This window comes from Mycolicibacterium houstonense, assembly GCF_900078665.2.
Taxonomy (GTDB): Bacteria; Actinomycetota; Actinomycetes; order Mycobacteriales; family Mycobacteriaceae; genus Mycobacterium; species Mycobacterium houstonense.
In genome coordinates this window covers 190,617-206,605 of record NZ_LT546208.1, presented here as the reverse complement: position 1 = coordinate 206,605, position 15,989 = coordinate 190,617, and the positions used below count along the sequence as shown (strand labels likewise).

The 15,989-nt window shown below is 66.6% G+C and carries 18 protein-coding genes, 1 tRNA gene and 1 pseudogene; 10 read left to right on the top strand and 10 right to left on the bottom strand.

Annotated elements, in window-relative coordinates; genetic code table 11:
• On the top strand, positions 1-238 hold a 238-nt coding region (locus BN4332_RS28940), incomplete at its 5' end, for a helix-turn-helix domain-containing protein (protein ID WP_200820457.1).
• Here the strand turns inward: BN4332_RS28940 and BN4332_RS28935 are convergent.
• Entirely contained in the window at positions 239-436 is a 198-nt protein-coding gene (locus tag BN4332_RS28935; protein WP_066903117.1) for a hypothetical protein, read from the bottom strand.
• Positions 437-456: 20 nt separating this feature from the next.
• On the opposite strand from BN4332_RS28935, the gene BN4332_RS28930 reads away from it, so the two are divergent.
• Positions 457-816, top strand: coding sequence for a DUF488 domain-containing protein (locus BN4332_RS28930; protein ID WP_066903114.1), 360 nt, complete (start codon positions 457-459; stop codon positions 814-816).
• Positions 817-875: 59 nt separating this feature from the next.
• Positions 876-1,532, top strand: coding sequence for a GNAT family N-acetyltransferase (locus BN4332_RS28925; RefSeq protein ID WP_066903112.1), 657 nt, complete (start codon positions 876-878; stop codon positions 1,530-1,532).
• Positions 1,533-1,566: 34 nt separating this feature from the next.
• Here the strand turns inward: BN4332_RS28925 and mbtN are convergent, their stop codons facing one another.
• The 6 genes and pseudogenes from mbtN to BN4332_RS28895 all read right to left on the bottom strand — a co-directional run.
• Positions 1,567-2,742, bottom strand: a complete 1,176-nt coding sequence (gene mbtN, locus BN4332_RS28920; protein ID WP_066903110.1) for a mycobactin biosynthesis acyl-ACP dehydrogenase MbtN — start codon at positions 2,740-2,742, stop codon at positions 1,567-1,569.
• Positions 2,739-4,304: a long-chain-fatty acid--ACP ligase MbtM gene (gene mbtM, locus BN4332_RS28915; RefSeq protein ID WP_235654351.1), complete on the bottom strand. Its 1,566-nt coding sequence runs from the start codon at positions 4,302-4,304 to the stop codon at positions 2,739-2,741. The genes mbtN and mbtM overlap by 4 nt, the downstream gene beginning before the upstream one ends.
• A gap of 5 nt (positions 4,305-4,309) precedes the next feature.
• The gene (gene mbtL / locus BN4332_RS28910) at positions 4,310-4,579 is read right to left on the bottom strand and encodes a mycobactin biosynthesis acyl carrier protein MbtL (protein ID WP_019348478.1); all 270 of its coding nucleotides are present in this window, start codon (positions 4,577-4,579) and stop codon (positions 4,310-4,312) included.
• Positions 4,580-4,639: 60 nt separating this feature from the next.
• Positions 4,640-5,707: a DUF190 domain-containing protein gene (locus tag BN4332_RS28905; protein ID WP_066903106.1), complete on the bottom strand. Its 1,068-nt coding sequence runs from the start codon at positions 5,705-5,707 to the stop codon at positions 4,640-4,642.
• The gene (crcB, locus tag BN4332_RS28900; RefSeq protein WP_066903104.1) at positions 5,704-6,069 is read right to left on the bottom strand and encodes a fluoride efflux transporter CrcB; all 366 of its coding nucleotides are present in this window, start codon (positions 6,067-6,069) and stop codon (positions 5,704-5,706) included. Before crcB ends, BN4332_RS28905 begins: the two co-directional genes overlap by 4 nt.
• A 20-nt stretch (positions 6,070-6,089) precedes the next feature.
• Positions 6,090-6,308 (bottom strand): annotated as a pseudogene (locus tag BN4332_RS28895) (CrcB family protein); the annotation flags it as partial.
• A gap of 71 nt (positions 6,309-6,379) precedes the next feature.
• On the opposite strand from BN4332_RS28895, the gene pgm reads away from it, so the two are divergent.
• The 7 genes from pgm (at position 6,380) to BN4332_RS28860 (ending at position 12,896) form a co-directional block, all read left to right on the top strand.
• Positions 6,380-8,014 (top strand): phosphoglucomutase (alpha-D-glucose-1,6-bisphosphate-dependent), encoded by a 1,635-nt coding sequence (gene pgm, locus BN4332_RS28890; RefSeq protein ID WP_066903102.1) that lies wholly within the window; start codon positions 6,380-6,382, stop codon positions 8,012-8,014.
• Positions 8,011-9,273 carry an MFS transporter gene (locus tag BN4332_RS28885; protein WP_066903100.1) on the top strand — a complete coding sequence of 421 codons (1,263 nt, stop codon included), beginning with the start codon at positions 8,011-8,013 and terminating at the stop codon, positions 9,271-9,273. The genes pgm and BN4332_RS28885 overlap by 4 nt, the downstream gene beginning before the upstream one ends.
• Before the next feature lie 55 nt (positions 9,274-9,328).
• Positions 9,329-9,401 (top strand) — tRNA-Ala (locus BN4332_RS28880).
• A 668-nt stretch (positions 9,402-10,069) separates the two neighbouring features.
• Entirely contained in the window at positions 10,070-11,008 is a 939-nt protein-coding gene (locus tag BN4332_RS33405; RefSeq protein ID WP_308208397.1) for a Tox-REase-5 domain-containing protein, read from the top strand.
• A 13-nt stretch (positions 11,009-11,021) separates the two neighbouring features.
• Entirely contained in the window at positions 11,022-11,720 is a 699-nt protein-coding gene (locus BN4332_RS28870) for a hypothetical protein (RefSeq protein ID WP_066903098.1), read from the top strand.
• Positions 11,721-12,051: 331 nt separating this feature from the next.
• Positions 12,052-12,366, top strand: a complete 315-nt coding sequence (locus BN4332_RS28865) for a DUF732 domain-containing protein (RefSeq protein WP_066903096.1) — start codon at positions 12,052-12,054, stop codon at positions 12,364-12,366.
• Positions 12,367-12,638: 272 nt separating this feature from the next.
• On the top strand, positions 12,639-12,896 hold the full coding sequence (locus BN4332_RS28860; RefSeq protein ID WP_066903094.1) for a DUF3297 family protein: 258 nt from the start codon (positions 12,639-12,641) through the stop codon (positions 12,894-12,896).
• A 100-nt stretch (positions 12,897-12,996) separates the two neighbouring features.
• Here the strand turns inward: BN4332_RS28860 and BN4332_RS28855 are convergent, their stop codons facing one another.
• The 3 genes from BN4332_RS28855 to BN4332_RS28845 all read right to left on the bottom strand — a co-directional run bounded on the left by BN4332_RS28855 (position 12,997) and on the right by BN4332_RS28845 (position 15,913).
• A complete protein-coding gene (locus tag BN4332_RS28855) occupies positions 12,997-13,371 on the bottom strand; it encodes a DUF6319 family protein (protein ID WP_066903174.1) in 375 nt (124 codons plus the stop codon).
• Between the two features lie 137 nt (positions 13,372-13,508).
• Positions 13,509-14,201, bottom strand: a complete 693-nt coding sequence (locus BN4332_RS28850) for an HAD family hydrolase (protein ID WP_066903092.1) — start codon at positions 14,199-14,201, stop codon at positions 13,509-13,511.
• 215 nt (positions 14,202-14,416) lie between these two features.
• Positions 14,417-15,913 carry a potassium/proton antiporter gene (locus BN4332_RS28845; protein WP_066903090.1) on the bottom strand — a complete coding sequence of 499 codons (1,497 nt, stop codon included), beginning with the start codon at positions 15,911-15,913 and terminating at the stop codon, positions 14,417-14,419.
• Positions 15,914-15,989 lie beyond the last annotated feature (76 nt).

The window sequence follows — 15,989 nt, the reverse complement described above, 5'->3', positions numbered from 1 at the left end:
CCGCAGCGGTGCGCGCACCCCGGCGCTGCGGTGTGCCGGGGAACCGCTGCCGCTCACTGTGCGGGAGTGGGAGATTGCGAACCTTGTCGGTGGCGGGCTGAGCAACCGGCAGATCGCCGATCGGTTGTGCCTGTCGGTGCGCACCGTCGACGGGCACCTCTATCGCATGTTCGCCAAGCTCGGCGTCGAGGACCGCGACCACCTGGCCCGCCTGGCGCGCTTCGGACCTGCCGGCTGATCAGCCGTCCTCGCTGGAGCTACGGGTTCCCACGAACACGAGCAGCCGCGGATCGCCGGAGGTGAACCGGTCCACCTCTTCGCCGCCGTCGCACCGCAGCAAGGCGATGGTCAAGGTGTCCGCGGTGCGGCTGAGCACGCGCCAATGGGCGCCGGAATCCTGCCAGCGCTGCAGATCCGCGACCCGATCGAGACTCATGCCCTCTACCATGGCACGGCATGGCCGGGAAAAACCGTGTGCGGCTGGCCCGGGTATACGACGACCCCGAACCCGATGAGGGAGATCGGGTCCTGGTCGACCGGTTGTGGCCCAGGGGGTTGAAGAAGACCGATCCGCGGGTCGGTCGCTGGCTGCCGGCGGTGGCGCCCTCCACGGAACTGCGTCACTGGTACGGCCACAAGCCGGAGCGTTACGACGAGTTCGCGGCCCGCTACACCGAGGAGTTGCAGTCCGGGACGGAGGCCGCGGCTCTCGAAGAGTTGCGGACGGCGGTCGCACAGGCTCCGGTGACGCTCGTGACTGCCACCCGCGAGGTCGAGCTCAGCCACCTGACGGTGTTGGCCGGGCTGCTCAGCTGACACCGGGGCTGCAGGGAAGGTAAACCTGCCCTAATTCGCTACGGTAGGCTCGGCGTTCAATGACCGAGATCGAAACTGACGTGACGGACGTGCCAGAGGGCCCCGTCCTCAAACGCGAGCTGACCGAGATCACCGACGAGGTGCGTGCGGTCGCGGCCCCGCTCACCCCCGTCCTCGCCGACCCGTACGACATCCGGTTGGCCGACGCCGACGCCGATGCCGATGCCGAGATGGTGTCGGAGTGGATGAACCGGCCGCATCTGGTCGAGGCCTGGGAGTACGACTGGGCGCCGGACCGTTGGCGGCGGTATCTGCAAGCTCAGCTCGATGGCCAGTACTCGCGTCCGCTGATCGCGAGCTTCCGCGGTAAGGCCGTCGGCTACCTCGAGTTGTACCGGGCCGCCAAGGATTCCATCGCGCCGCGCTACGCCGCCGATCCGCACGATATCGGCCTGCACGCCGCTATCGCCGACCTGAGGTTCGTCAACCGTGGCATGGGTCCGATCCTGTTGCCGCGCGTGGTGGCCAGCGTGTTCGAACTCGACCCCGACTGCCGGCGGGTGATGTTCGATCCGGACCACCGCAACACCGGCGCGCGTCGCGTGTGCGAGTGGGCGGGGTGCGAATTCCTCGGCGAGCACCAGATGTCGAACCGGCGAATGGCCCTCTACGCACTGCCGCGCACACCCGACGACGCATTCGGCGCCGTCGGGTAACGCGCTGAACCGGGTGCCTGGGCCCGGAAGTGGTTCAGGCGCCGGCGAATTCGGCGTAGCCGTCGTAGTCGGGCTTCATCGCTGCGGCCACCAGCTCCCACAGCACCTCGTCGGTGCCGCCACCGACGCGGGCCAGCTTCATGTCACGCCACCACTTGCCCAGCGGGGTCTCGTCGACGAGATAGCCGGAGCCGCCGAAGATGTGCATGCATTCGGACGCGACCTCTTCGCCGAGGCGCGCTGCGGTCACCTTGAAGGCGGCGGCGGCGCGGAGGTCGAGCTTGCCCTGGGTGGCCACCCCCGCCAGGGCGTAACGCAGCAGGTCGACGCGCGCCTGCAGATCGGCGATCCGCATCCGCAGGGCCTGGTGCTCGTAGAGGGTGTGCCCGAACTGACGGCGTTTCATCATGCGGGCCAACGTGATTCCGAGGATCCGTTGAGAGCCGGAGGCGACCTGCCCGGAGATCGACATGCGTTCGTGGGCCAGGCCCCAGGAGATGGCGGCCAGCCCGGTGCCGGCCCGGGCGACCAGATGGTCGGCCGGAACCCAGGTGTCGATGTGTACCGCGGCGGTGTCCAGGGGGCCGTTGCCGACTTTGCGGTAGGGCGTCTGCACTTCGACCTGGGTGGTCGGTACCGCGATGACGACCACGTTGCCGTGCCTGCTCGTCGGGTCGTGGTCGACGTTGCGCGCCACCACCATGATGTGGTCGGCGACGGGCGACAGCGAGACGAACTTCTTGATGCCCTTGATCTCGAAACCGTCTCGGGCCGTGCGGACCTCGGTCTCCACGATCTGCAGGTCCGAACCGCCGGACTCCTCGGAGGCCGCGATGCACAACACGGCCTCGCCGCGAACGGCTTGCTCGCAGATGGTGCGCAGATGGTCGGACTTGCCGAACCGGCGCAGAATGGCGATCGCCGAATCATGCAGGCTGACACCCACGCCGATGCCCGACGAGCCCGTCCGGCCCAGCGCGAAGGCCAACTCGATCAGCTTGGCCACGTCGGGCTGCTGCCCGTCGCCCCATTTCTCGGTGAACACGCCGCTGCGGCCCAGGTGCTCGATGAGCGCACGCGGAAAGCGTTCGGTTTCTTCGGCTTCGGCGGTCCATGCCTTGACCTGATCGTCGAAGGCCCGGTCCACCAGCTCGCGGTACTCCTCGACAGTGGTGGTGGCCGGCGTCCGGGTGGGCACGGTCGCGGTCATGACTTGGCAGCCTCCATCTGTTGTTTGACCTCAAGTCGGCGCAGCTTGCCCGACGAGGTGCGGGGGAGTGAGCCCGGCGCGAGGAACACCACGTCGGCAGGCACGATGCCGCATTCGGATGCGACCTGCTGGATCACCTGGCTGCGGGCCTGCGCCTCGTCGGCGCCACGGAACTCCGCGGCGATCACGAGGCCGGACCGGACCGCCTTGTCGCCGGTGCCCACCGCGACGACCGCGCCTTCGCGGACACCCTTGACCTGGGCGGCGACCCGCTCGATCTCGGTGGGGAAGATGTTGCGTCCGGCGACGGTGATCAATTCCTTGGTGCGTCCGCACACCACGAGTCCACCGTCGACGAAGTAGCCAAGATCGCCGGTGGCGAACCAGTCGTCGGGGTTCAGCGGGGTCTGGCCGAGATAGCCCGACATCATCGAGGTTCCGCGGATCTCCACTTCGCCCACCTCGCGGTCGACGATGCCCGCATTGTCTTCGCTGGGCCGCAGTCGCACCTCCATCCCGGGGATGGCGTCACCGAGAACCGCGAGTTGCTGGCGGTTGGTCCCGGCATCGGTGGCGACGGTGATCTCGTCGACCACCACACCCAGGCCGGGCACGGGAACCGTGACCGCGCAGGATGATTCGGCCATCCCATACGACGGCGACAGGGCTCCCGCCTTGAAACCGAATCGGGACAGCTCGGTGCCGAACCGGCTCGTCGCCTCACAGTCGACCGGCTCGCCACCGTTGAGCGCGAACCGCACGGCCGAGAGGTCCAGATCGGTCAGGCGGCGTGAGTACTTGCCGATCAATCCGTAGGCCATGTTCGGGGCGGCGGTCAGGGTGGCGTGGCTGTCGGTGAGCCACCGCACCCAGCTGAACGGCGACGCCGCGAATGCCATTGTCGGGGCTTGCCATACCTCGATGCCGCCGAGCGCGCCGGCCAGCAGGAAGGTCAGTCCCATGTCGTGGTAGAGCGGCAGCCAGGAGCAACCGATGTCGGTGCGGGTCAGGCTGATCCGCTCGCTGAGGCCCCGCAGGTTCGCCAGCACCGCCGATGGCGTCAGCTGCGCGGTGCGCGGAGTCCCGGTGGACCCGGCGGTGCCCTGCAGGACGGCGAACTCGCCGGTGCCCAGCTGCAGCGTCGTGGAGCGCTGGGCATGGGCGACGACGACGTCGTCGTGGATCTTCAGCGGGGTCTCGGTGGCGCGCAGCAGATTCAGGTGCTCGCCGTGGCTGAACACGGTGCCCACGCCGATGTCGGTGAAGCGAGTGGCCGTGGCCTGCGCCCACTGGGTGGCGTCCGCGCCCCGGATCGCGCCGGGCAGGACGGACACCGCCGCACCGGCCAGCAGAGCGCCGAGGATCGTCGCGACGCCTTCGACGGTGGGTTCACCGACCACGCCCACTGCCGTCGAGCCGTCGTTGCCGATCTGTTCGGCGACGTTCTCGGCCCGGGCATATACCTGTCCCCAGGGATGGCGGATCCAGTCGCGTGTCTCAGGGTCGTAGATGGCGAGGTCGGCGTCGGTCGTGGTCAACGACGCGGACAGCGCCGTGGCCAGCACGCTCACTGGCTGCTCTGCGCGGCAGGCACTTTCGCCAGGATTGCCGCCTCGAGGTCGCCGACGGTGTCGCAGCTGAGTAGGTCTTCCTCAGAGAGGGCCACGCCGAGCTTGTCCTCGATCGCCACCATGCCGACGGCGAACGCCACCGAATCCAGGCCGACGTCATCGATCAGTCGGGATTCCCGGGTCACCCGGCGGACGTCGACGTTCATGTCGTCACGAAGGATCTCGGTGAGAGCGGCGCTGACCGCTTCGGGCGTAGTCGACTGCATGGGGTGGGACGCTACACGCCCCATGAAAGATAGGCTAGCCTTACCAAGGCCGGTGTGAGGTCAGTAACTGAAGCGGGCCAGCTCGGTCCCGCCGATGCGGATGCCGGCGTCGACGACGGTTGCCGATGGCACCATTTCCGAACTCACCACGCCGTGTTCGCCGGTCAGTTCGTCGATGATCTCGAAGGACGCGGCGATCCGCTCCGGGGTATCCACCACGACGGTGGTTACCGGCACCTGGCGGCCGAGCTGGAACACCTTGTCGCCGTGCGGCTTACCTTCGCCGCTGAACCCCCAGACCCCGCGCAGGACGGTCGCGCCGCCGGCCGTGCGGGACTGCAGCAGGGCGCGGACGATCGCCCGATGGATCGGTGCCCCGTCGTGCTGCGCCGTCTCGCAGGTGTGCACCATCAACTTCTGCCACAGCGGGCGGCCCTCGGCGTCGCTGCCGGGGAGTTCGGCCGGGCGGGCCAACCGCTCGCCGCCCTGCTTGCACAGCTGCGCGCGCTCGACCGTCAGTAGTGGGTGCTCCAGAATCCGGTCGACGTCGCGGAGCGCGGCGGTCACCTGCGCCCCGGTCCCGAGACCGACGATCATCAACGGCACGTCGGTGTTGCGGCTGAAGAATGCCGCGCGGCGACGCTGCCCGTGTGCGGTGCCGTCGACCCCGAGCAACACCGTGGCCGCGGCGAAGCCCTGCCGGTGCAGCAGGTCGCAGACCGCGCGGTAGGCCGGTACCCCGGCGGCGCGGTGGTGACGGCCGACGTAGAGCGTGAGCTTGCAGTAGTCGGGTGCTTTCGGTTGCGTCTGACGATCGATCAGCTGGGCGCGTTCGAGGGTGATCAGCCCGCGGGGGATGGCGGCCACGGTCTGATCGGCCAATGCGGAGATCTTGTCCGCTGCGTCGACGGCAGCGATCGCGATCGGCGGGTCCTCCGAGCCGGTCAACGTTTCGTCGCTGCGCAAATGGTGATGTGGTCCGTAGCCGGCGATCCCGCGCAGCATCACGCTGATGGCGACGTCACGGCCGCCGTACAGGTCCAGTAGCGCGTCGGCGACGAACCGGCGCTGCAGCCGTTGCCGCTCGCCGAAATACGCAGTCAGCTTGAGGTAGTCGGTGGTGGTCACAGTCGGCTCCCCAGCGACATCCCCAGCCACGCCGCGATCAAGCCGAGCACCACGCTGACGACGATATTGGCCACGGCGGGCCCGGCCCGACGTTCCTCGCCGAGACGCTGGGTTTCCAGCATCCAGGTGGAGAACGTGGTGTAGGAGCCGACGAATGCGGTTCCGGCCAGCAGCGCGGCATGCCGGTCCAGGGCCAGGCCGCCGAGGAAGCCGAGCAGAAACGCGCCGCTGAGGTTGACCGCCAGCGTGCCGAACGGAAAGCCGCGGGTATGACGTGCCGACACCGCCCGATCGAGCAGGAATCGACACACCGCCCCGGCGCCGCCCAGCAGCACCACGCCCGTCCAGATCAGGGCGGTCATCGGCGCACCGCGGCCCGGCGGACGAGCGCNCGCCGGTAGCTGGAGACCGGGAGGCGCTCCAACAGCCGCGTGGTGAAGTATCCGAGCAGAAACGCGCCCACGATGTTCACGATGAACGTCGGCCAGGGCCACTGGTCCGGATCGTGGGCCCAGAGCACCGCCAAACCGGCGCGGGCCAGCGTGCCCACGGCGCCGCCGATGAAAACCGCGGCCAACTCTCGAGGATCGTGGCCGAACATAAGCCAAAAGTATGGCGGCAACTCGGCGACTGGCAGGCATCGACATCCGTTGGGGAGCAGAATCGGGAACCATGGCTGCCAATCCCCGCGCCGGGCAACCGGCCCAACCCGAGGATCTGATCGACGTCGCACAGGTGGTGACCGCCTACTACACCCGGCGGCCCGATCCCGACGACATTGCGCAGCAGGTGGTGTTCGGCACCTCCGGCCATCGCGGGTCGAGCCTGGACACCGCGTTCAACGAAGGCCACATCCTGGCCACCACGCAGGCCATCGTCGAATACCGGGCTGCACAGGGCACCACGGGGCCGTTGTTTCTCGGCCGCGACACCCACGCGCTGTCGGAGCCGGCCTGGGCGTCCGCCCTGGAGATATTGGCCGCCAATGATGTTGTCGCGATGATCGATTCGGCTGACCGATACACCCCGACCCCGGCCATCAGTCACGCCATCCTGACCTTCAACCGCGGCCGCGATGCCGACCTGGCCGACGGTATCGTCGTCACCCCCTCGCACAACCCGCCGCGCGACGGCGGCTTCAAGTACAACCCGCCCAACGGCGGGCCGGCCGACACCGACGCCACCGGCTGGATTGCCAAGCGTGCCAACGAGATCCTTCGTGACAACTTCCGGCCGGTGAAACGCATGCCGCTGGCGCGGGCATTGCAGATGGCCCAACGGCATGACTACCTGGATGCCTATGTCGCGGATCTGGCCAATGTGGTGGACCTGCACGCCATCCGGGCCGAGGGCATCCGGATCGGCGCCGATCCGCTCGGCGGAGCCAGCGTCGACTACTGGGGCGCGATCGCCGAGCGGTACAACCTCGACCTGACGGTGGTGAACCCGCTGGTGGACGCGACGTGGCGGTTCATGACCCTGGACACCGACGGCAAGATCCGGATGGACTGCAGCTCGCCGAATGCGATGGCTGGGCTCATCGCCAACCGCGACAAGTACCAGATCGCCACCGGCAACGACGCCGACTCCGACCGGCACGGCGTCGTCACCCCCGACGGCGGGTTGATGAACCCCAACCACTACCTGGCGGTGGCCATCGACTACCTGTACACCCACCGGCCGAACTGGCCCGCGGCGACCGCGGTCGGCAAGACCGCGGTGAGCAGTTCGATCATCGACCGGGTGGTGGCCGGGCTGGACCGCAAGCTGGTCGAGGTGCCGGTCGGGTTCAAGTGGTTCGTCGACGGGCTCATCGGTGGCGGCATCGGTTTCGGCGGCGAGGAGAGCGCCGGGGCCTCGTTCCTGCGCACCGACGGGACGACCTGGACCACCGACAAGGACGGCATCATCCTGGCGCTGCTGGCCTCGGAGATCCTGGCGGTCACCGGGAAGACCCCGTCGCAGCGCTACGCCGAACTGGCCGAACGCTACGGCGCACCCACGTACGCCCGCATCGACGCACCCGCCGACCGCGAGCAGAAGGCCCGGCTGGCCAAACTCGCGCCCGAGCAGGTCAGTGCCACCGAACTGGCCGGTGAGCCGATCACGGCCAAGCTCACCGCCGCACCGGGGAACGGCGCCGCGCTGGGCGGGTTGAAGGTCACCACCGAGAACGCCTGGTTCGCCGCGCGCCCGTCGGGCACCGAGGACGTGTACAAGATCTACGCCGAGTCTTTCCTCGGCGCCGATCACCTGGCGGAGGTGCAGGAGGCGGCGAAGGACGTGGTTAATACAGTCATCGGGTGAGCGTTACGGAGGGCGACTGTCAGGGCGACACCAAGGCGAAGCTGCCCGGCGAGGTCTGGGTCCTGATCGCCGCCAACGCCGTCATCGCGCTCGGCTATGGCGTGGTGGCGCCGGTGCTGCCGGCCTATGCTCGCCACTTCGGTGTCAGCATCAGCGCCGCGACGTTCGTCATCACCGCGTTCGCCCTGATGCGGCTGTGTTTCGCCCCGGCCACCGGCATGCTGATCCAGCGGCTGGGGGAGCGCCGGATCTACGTGTGGGGCCTGTTGATCGTCGCCGTCACCACCGGCGCCTGCGCGTTCGCGCAGACCTACTGGCAGCTGCTGCTGTTCCGGTCGCTCGGCGGGGTCGGCTCGACGATGTTCTTCGTGTCGGCACTCGGCCTGATGATCCGGATCAGCCCCGAAGACGCCCGTGGTCGCGTCGCCGGTCTGTTCTCCTCGGCGTTCCTGGTCGGGTCGGTCGGCGGCCCGGTGTTAGGCAGCCTGACCGCGGGGCTGGGTCTGAGTGCGCCGTTCCTCATCTACGGGGCCGCGCTGCTGGTGGCGGCAGCGGTGGTGTTCATCAGCCTGCGGCACTCGTCGCTGGCCTCGCCCGCGCCCGACGACGGCGCCAAGGTGACCGTGCGCGCGGCGCTGCGCAACCGCGCCTACCGGGCGGCGCTGCTGTCGAACTTCGCCACCGGCTGGTCGGCCTTCGGGCTCCGGATTGCCTTGGTGCCGTTGTTCATCGTCGACGTGCTGCACCGCGGTCCCGGGATGGCGGGCGTGGCACTGGCCACCTTCGCCGTCGGCAATGTCTCGGCGGTGATCCCCAGCGGCTATCTGTCCGACCGGGTGGGGCGACGGCTGCTGCTCATCGTGGGGCTCACCGCGGCCGGGATCTCCACCGTCATGGTCGGATTTACCGACGGGCTGACGATCTTCCTCGTGAGCGCTTACGTCGCGGGTTTCTCGACCGGGATCTTCACCGCACCCCAGCAGGCCGCGGTGGCCGACATCATCGGCAACAAGGCCCGCGGCGGCACCGCGGTGGCGACCTTCCAGATGATGGCCGACGTCGGCTCGGTCGGCGGCTCGCTGCTGGTCGGACTGATCGCGCAGTACCTCTCGTTCTCATGGGCCTTCGTGATCAGCGGGGTGATCCTGCTGGTCGCTGCCGTGGGCTGGGTGTTCGCCCCGGAGACCCGGGTGCGGCCCGCGGTGGAGCACACTCCGGCCCGAGCGCTCGGCCCAGAGGCCGGTGGCGAGGTCCCCTGACCAGCGATTTTGAACCTGGGGTAGCGGTGGTGTAACTTCGTGGGGCACGACAAACGGGGCTATGGCGCAGTTGGTAGCGCACCACACTGGCAGTGTGGGGGTCAGGGGTTCGAATCCCCTTAGCTCCACAGTTGAAAAACCCGCTGCGACTTCGGTCGGGGCGGGTTTTCTGGTTCCAACCGCCGACGGACAGTATTCCCGGTCGGCTGACCGCCGCAGTCGACTGTAACGTTTCTCTCCGTACGGCGGGGGAGGGTTTTCTTTGGGGGGGGGGGGGGGTGGGACGGTTTGGAAGGCACCCCCGGGGGGTTGGCCGCTGCGGGGGGGGCCTTGCCGGCCNGTCGGCTGACCGCCGCAGTCGACTGTAACGTTTCTCTCCGTACGGCGGGATCGGCTTGCTTTGGGGGATGTGCGGTGTCGGACCGTTTGGAAGTCGACGCCGAGGGGTTGGCCGCTGACGGGCGGGACTTGGCTGCCCTCGGGAGACCGTCGCCGGAGGCGGCAGCCTGCCCGTCGCCTGCATCAGACCCGGTGTCGACGAGTATGGCCGCAGCGCTGACAGCGCATGATGACGGATTGTGTCAACGCCTCGGAGAAGCCGAGGCTATCCGAGAGCACGGCGGCGCGATTGTGAACGCATCAGGAGTGATGTTCGAGGTCGCCGACGAGCAAGGTGCACTCGATATAAGTCGTGTCGACATCGTTGGGCAACCTCGGCCGGCATCTGCCGGACCTCCGAAGATCGAGGTGATAACGCAGCCGAAGCAAAAGGAGACGACGGCGAAGGTCCCCCCCCATCGAGCCGCAATCCCTGAGTGCAGAGGACTTCTCGAGCGCCGTGCACTCCGGCAGCGGCGACAGTGGTGTTTTGGATTTCTCGAAGCGCTGGCGGCGCAACGGCGACGACCTAAACAGTCTCGGCTACGAAGTGCAACGAATCAGCATGGACATCGAAGAGCATTGGCGGGATTCCGGAAACAATGCATCACCGAATGTGTTCCACCACGGGACATGGCTGATCAGCGCCGCGGATTGGGCCAAGAGGCTGGCGTCCAGAGCGGACAGGTGCGCCGCCGCGTTCCACACCGTCAGATCGGAGACTCCGACCCCGGACGAACTGAGCACTGCCAAGCTGGCTGCACAGTTGAGTGTCGCCTCTCCCGTCCTGGGATTCATCGCGGCAATGAAGTATCGGGGACTGAAAAACAAGGCAATCGAGGCTGGCGCCAAGTATCAGGCAGACGTCGAAAGCGAGCTCGACAGCTTGAGGTCGCCACTTGAGAAGCCTGAACTGATCGCAAAACGAGTCGAGATCCCCAAGGATCTCACCAAAGGTCCGGGCCAATGGGTGTCAGCTGTTCGCTCTGAAAAGCCGGCGTGGCGTGACTACGAATTACAGGCAACTGGCTACCCAGCAGGCATGGAATACGAGATCCTCGGCCCGGACAAGGTGGCTGTCGATTTCGACGGATACGATCCAGACGCGAATCTGCTGTTCGAGGCGAAGGGTAACTACGAGTGGGCAGTCGGTCCAGACGGTAACTTCATTCCTGGTTTTGGCCCCGCGACGAGTATTCCGAACACGCTTGAGCGGCAGTACGGGGTCGCGGAGGCAACAGGGATCCCCGTCGAGTGGAGGGTCGCGGGACCGAAAGCAGCGGAAGCAATCCAACGGATCGTGGATCTGCAGGGCTATGGCGACATGATTACTGTTGTTGTCGTTCCGGCGGAATGAAAGAGGGACGTACGTGTTGTCGATAGTGGGCGGATGGGGCAACCGCGAAGATTCGCTACCGGCAACGGTTGACCGCTTGCAGCGATCGCTGAACCGTGCGCCTGACGAGCCGGAAAAGTATGGGGCGTGGGGCTTCTGGCGGAGACAGGAGGCCGACGAGAACTCCGATCTGACCTTCGTGCCGATCGATGTCAACGACTCCGAAACCCTCGGCGCTGTTATTACAACGGCGACGGAGCAGGTTCGTCGCGGACCCAATACCGCTCCCGGTCTCTACGTTGACCTTTCGAGGCCGGCCCTCAGTCAAGCTGCAGAGACCAGCCCGGGCTGGTATCAATACACGGCCCGCGTAGGTTTTGTCGATCGGCCGCGCCCTCACAATCGTGTCACGTTTGGAGTCGACGATTCCATCGACGAGCGGATGCTGATGGGCTACATGAGCGCCCTGGTTGAAGCGTGGCAGCCAGATCACCTGGGCTCGGTGACTATTGAGACCTTGAGGGCGCAAGGTCATAAGGGGCCGGGGCCTGTCGTTGGCCGACTGACATACGTTCGGGACGGAACACCGTTGAACACGAATGCTCTTGGTGACGAAGTACATGTCGCTGAGGCTGACGGTGGGCGGTATATCAGAGTCCCTGGCACTCCCACTGATCCGAGCCTCGAGCACATCCTCGAAGTGCGGCGAGCGCTCGGCTATGAAACGGCATGACGACACCCTCTGCCCGAACGTCGTTGGCGGCACTACTACTTCACGCTCCAAGGGCCGCACTCGTTGGTCATGAACACCAGTCGATGTGCCAGGGAAGTCCAATCGTGGCATCGAGGGCGAATAGCGTCGCGCCGGTGCTCGCGGTGGCCACGAGGTCGTAGGTGCGCCGGACAACTCCCACACCGCCGCGACCGCTGAGTTCGCCAGCTGCATCGACCCGAGGCCATGCCCGTCCGGTATTACCGGTCGATCCGGCAAGAAATTGACCATCCGGTCAAAAGAACTCTTGAAAAGCCGGAAAAAGCCTGGTTGGAGCGGTACCGTTCCGCTCGTGAAGAGCCAAGCGGTCAGCCGCCGCGTCAAGCTATCGATCGCCATCGCAGCGAGTTTCGCGTCCGTCGCGATGGTGGTACCAGCAAGCGCTCACGCCGATGAGCAGGGTTACCTGGCGGCGCTGGGACCTCAGCTCTTGCCTACGACGTCCTTGCTGACGCTCGGTCGCACCATCTGCGACAAGCTTCGCTACGGCGGGGCGACGCCCGAGAACGTCTTGATGTCGTGGGAGTTGATCGGCTGGGCAAACCCTCCGATGGTCGATGCCGCACAGCGCGAGCTGTGTCCGGACACGCTCGCGCCCGCGCCGTAGCGAGACCGGGCGACGAGGTTTGAATCCCCTTAGCTCCACGCTTTATAACCCGAGTTTAGAAGTCTCGAGTTCTTTGCTGTGTGCGGGTTCTTGCCGCCCAACTCGATCGTGAGGCAAGTCGGCCAAGGCCATCATTCTGCCGGATGAGCTGATCGGCCATGACGGCGTTTCGTAACCCCGCTGAAAGCGGCCCACCAGGACCTAGCGGGGAGTCGCCGCTACAGGTCGCGTAGGTTCTTAGGGGCCAAATCCACGCGTCAACGAAAGCCATCATGTCCGAGGACCAGAACACAGACGTTCCACCGAATCACCTATCCGTCGATCCCCGTAGCCCCTTCTATGACGAAGAGGTGCTCCTCCGCGACGTGGGTATTCGGTTCAATGGCGTCGAGAAGACCAATGTTCACGAATACGACGTGGCCGAGGGGTGGGTGCGTGTCGAAGTCCCTACCGCTAAGGATCGCCGCGGAAATCCGATGGTCGTCAAGCTCAGCGGCACGGTTGAACCGTATTTCCGTCAAGAAAAGTAGCCGACGCCTCCGGTTTACCGGGGCCGTTGGCCGGCACCCGCTGCCGAACCGGCCTGTTTGGCGATATCCCTGACGGCAGTCGCTGTACCGAGCGCACGCCTCACTCCAAGTCGGACAACACCTTTCGCGCGGCTTCGAGCTCGGCTTCCAGTGCAGCGACTTTGGCGGCCTGCTGGGCGCGTGCCTCTTCGATCACCTTGTCGATCGGCGTGGCCAGGTCATCGTGCAGTTCTTTGGCGGCCCGGGAGACGGCGGCGGCCGCCACGGCGAGGTCGCGGGCCAGATATGTGGTGCCCTGCTTCAGCTCGGCGCGCCACTCGCCGTCGGCGGTACCGGTCACGGTGAGGGTCAGCTCGATCGTCTTGGCCTTCTTGCCCGGGGCTTTCTTGGCGGGCGCCTTCTTGGGCAACACGTCGACGGGAGCGTCGGTCGCCGGCGCAACCAACGCGTCGGGAGTGTCGGAGTCGGTGGTCATGGTTTCTGTTGCCAGGGCGTCTACAGTCATCGTCACGGCGAACTCCTTCAACATCGCTTACGCTGGGCGGGCTGGCGGTCGAGAGTCATTAGAACACACGTTCGACGTCTGTGGTCAAGTCGACGCGCCTGTCGCGTTCACTTCGTCGATTGAGCCGCCTCGCGCATATGAGCGCCGATGACCGTGCCATCTAGATGCTGAAGCAGGTCCAACGGGTCGTCGAAAATGGTTTGCGCTCCTGCTTTTTCGAGCTCGCAATCGGCGACGCCGCCGCAGCGTACCCCGATGAAGGGCACGCCGATGCGAGTAGCCGCTTCACCGTCCCATACCGCGTCGCCGACGAAGACGGACCGGTCGGCGGGCACCCCGGCGCGTTCGAGGGCCACCTTGACGATGTCCGGGTCGGGCTTGGCGGTATCGACGTCTTTCGACGACGTCGCTGCCGCGATGGCGTCGTCGCTGTCGAGAACCCTTCGGGTGATGGCGAGTTCGTCGTCCGGCGCGGAACTGGCGAGCACCACCCGCACTCCGTTCTCGGCGAGATGATGTAGCAGTTCGCGGGCACCGGGCAGTCGCACGATCAGCACTGCGTTGTCCTTGTAGAGGCTGCTGTGGCGGTCCTTGAGACGTTGCCGCACAGCGTCACTGGCGTCTCCGGACAGCGCTTTCACCAAACTGCTGCCGTCCATGCCGATGCTGCGGTGGATCCGCCAGGATTCGACATCGATGTCTTGCTCGCGGAACGCGCGAGCCCAGGCATGCACGTGCAGGTAGTTCGAATCGACCAGGGTTCCGTCGACATCGAACAGGACCGCAAAAGATCTCGGCATGGGCATGCGCGCGGTATACCCGACTGCCCGCAGGTCAAACGGCCGAGCCCGGGCGCGTGCTGCCCGCTTCGGTCCGGTGCGTACACCTGTGCGGTCGGGCCTTCGTCGGGCCGGTGATGTGGTCGAAAACCTGATATCGCCGGTGATATCAGGTTTTCGAGCAGATACGCTGCTCCCGAGTTGCGACGGAACTGACACCCTGCGCACAGCAGCAGTCAGTCCTCGACCCCGTACTCGTCGAACCAGTAGGCGAGTTTGCCGCGCCGGCTCACCGCGCGTAGCCGGGCCTCGGTGGCGGTCCGCGTCTTGCTGGTGGTGACGATCAGCAGTTCGTCGCCGACGGCGATGCGGGTCTCCGGCAGCGGGACGAATGTGCGGCCTTTGCGGATGATCAGCGTGATCACCGCCGGGTCGGGCAGTCGCAGTTCCAGGATCGTCACGTTGTGCAGCCGAGAATGCGGCTGCACGGTCATGGTCAGCAGCTCGGCGTCGAGCACGTCCAGCGGGGCGGCCTCGACCTGGATCTCGCGGGTGATGTCACGGGTGATCAGGCCGAGGGCGTTGGCCACCAAGCGGATGCTGGGTGCCTGCACCAGGGTGAAGATCACCACGAGAACGAACACGATGTTGAGCAACCGGTAGCTGTCGGGCACCCCGGCGACGATCGGAAACGTGGCCAGCACGATCGGCACGGCACCGCGCAGCCCGGCCCACGACAGGAAGAGCTGTTCGCGCAACGAGATCCGGAATCCGGCCAGTGACAGCACCACCGACACCGGCCTGGCGATCAGCAGCAGCACCAGCCCGATGACGATCGCCGGGACGATGTCGCCGGCCAGATCGTGTGGGTTCACCAACAACCCGAGGAGTACGAACAGCCCGATCTGGGCCAGCCAGCCCACCCCCTCGGCGAACGACCGGGTGGCGGACTTGTGCGGCAGACCGGAGTTGGCGAGGACCACCGCGGACAGGTAGGCGGCAATGAATCCGCTGGCGTGGGCACTGCCCGCGGCGGCGAACGCGATGAAACCCAGCCCGAAGGTGGCGATCGGGTACAGGCCCGAGGCGGGCAGGGCGATCCGGCGCAGGGCGAACGCGCCGGCGAAACCCACGCCCAAGCCCAGCAGGGCGCCGGTCACCAACTCGTAGACGAGGTCGGTGATCGCGCCCTCGGGGTGGAACACGAAGGGCACCACGCTGAACGTGAGCACGAGGATGACCGCGGGCGCGTCGTTGAAACCGGATTCGGCCTCCAGCAGGCCGGCCAGCCGCCGCGGCAGCGGCAGGATCCGCAGTACCGAGAACACCGCCGCCGCGTCGGTAGAGGAGACGATCGCCCCGAGCAGTAGCGAGAGCTGCCAGTCCATGCCGAGCAGCAGATGGGCGCCGACGGCGGTGATGGCGGTGCTGATCAATACGCCGACCGTGGCCAGTACGCCTGCCGGGGCGAGCACCCCTCGGATATCGGAGAATCGCGTGGTCAGGCCGCCTTCGACGAGCACGATCGCCAGGGCCGTGGTGCACACGTTGCGGGCCAGTTCGACGTTGTCGAAGTCCAGCCCGATTCCGTCGACACCCAGCACCATGCCCACCGCCAGGAAAAACAGCAGGCTGGGGAACCCGATCCGGGTCGCCACCCGCGTGCCGACGATGCTGGCCAGCAGCACGACGCCACCGGTGAGCAAGGTGAGGTACAGCTGGTTCAGGCTCATCGTGAATCAGTTAATCAGGGCGAAGGGCCGTGAGTGGGCCGTGCGGATAGGCGAAAATGTCGGAGTGAGTGGACGG

Coding starts and splice junctions, on each gene's coding strand:
- BN4332_RS28930 (WP_066903114.1), top strand. CDS start 457: ATGGCCGGGAAAAACCGTGTGCGGCTGGCCCGGGTATACGACGACCCC.
- BN4332_RS28935 (WP_066903117.1), bottom strand. CDS start 436: ATGAGTCTCGATCGGGTCGCGGATCTGCAGCGCTGGCAGGATTCCGGC.
- mbtL (WP_019348478.1), bottom strand. CDS start 4,579: ATGCAGTCGACTACGCCCGAAGCGGTCAGCGCCGCTCTCACCGAGATC.
- BN4332_RS28845 (WP_066903090.1), bottom strand. CDS start 15,913: ATGAGCCTGAACCAGCTGTACCTCACCTTGCTCACCGGTGGCGTCGTG.
- BN4332_RS28925 (WP_066903112.1), top strand. CDS start 876: ATGACCGAGATCGAAACTGACGTGACGGACGTGCCAGAGGGCCCCGTC.
- crcB (WP_066903104.1), bottom strand. CDS start 6,069: ATGACCGCCCTGATCTGGACGGGCGTGGTGCTGCTGGGCGGCGCCGGG.
- BN4332_RS28850 (WP_066903092.1), bottom strand. CDS start 14,201: ATGCCGAGATCTTTTGCGGTCCTGTTCGATGTCGACGGAACCCTGGTC.
- BN4332_RS28855 (WP_066903174.1), bottom strand. CDS start 13,371: ATGACCACCGACTCCGACACTCCCGACGCGTTGGTTGCGCCGGCGACC.
- pgm (WP_066903102.1), top strand. CDS start 6,380: ATGGCTGCCAATCCCCGCGCCGGGCAACCGGCCCAACCCGAGGATCTG.
- BN4332_RS28860 (WP_066903094.1), top strand. CDS start 12,639: ATGTCCGAGGACCAGAACACAGACGTTCCACCGAATCACCTATCCGTC.
- mbtN (WP_066903110.1), bottom strand. CDS start 2,742: ATGACCGCGACCGTGCCCACCCGGACGCCGGCCACCACCACTGTCGAG.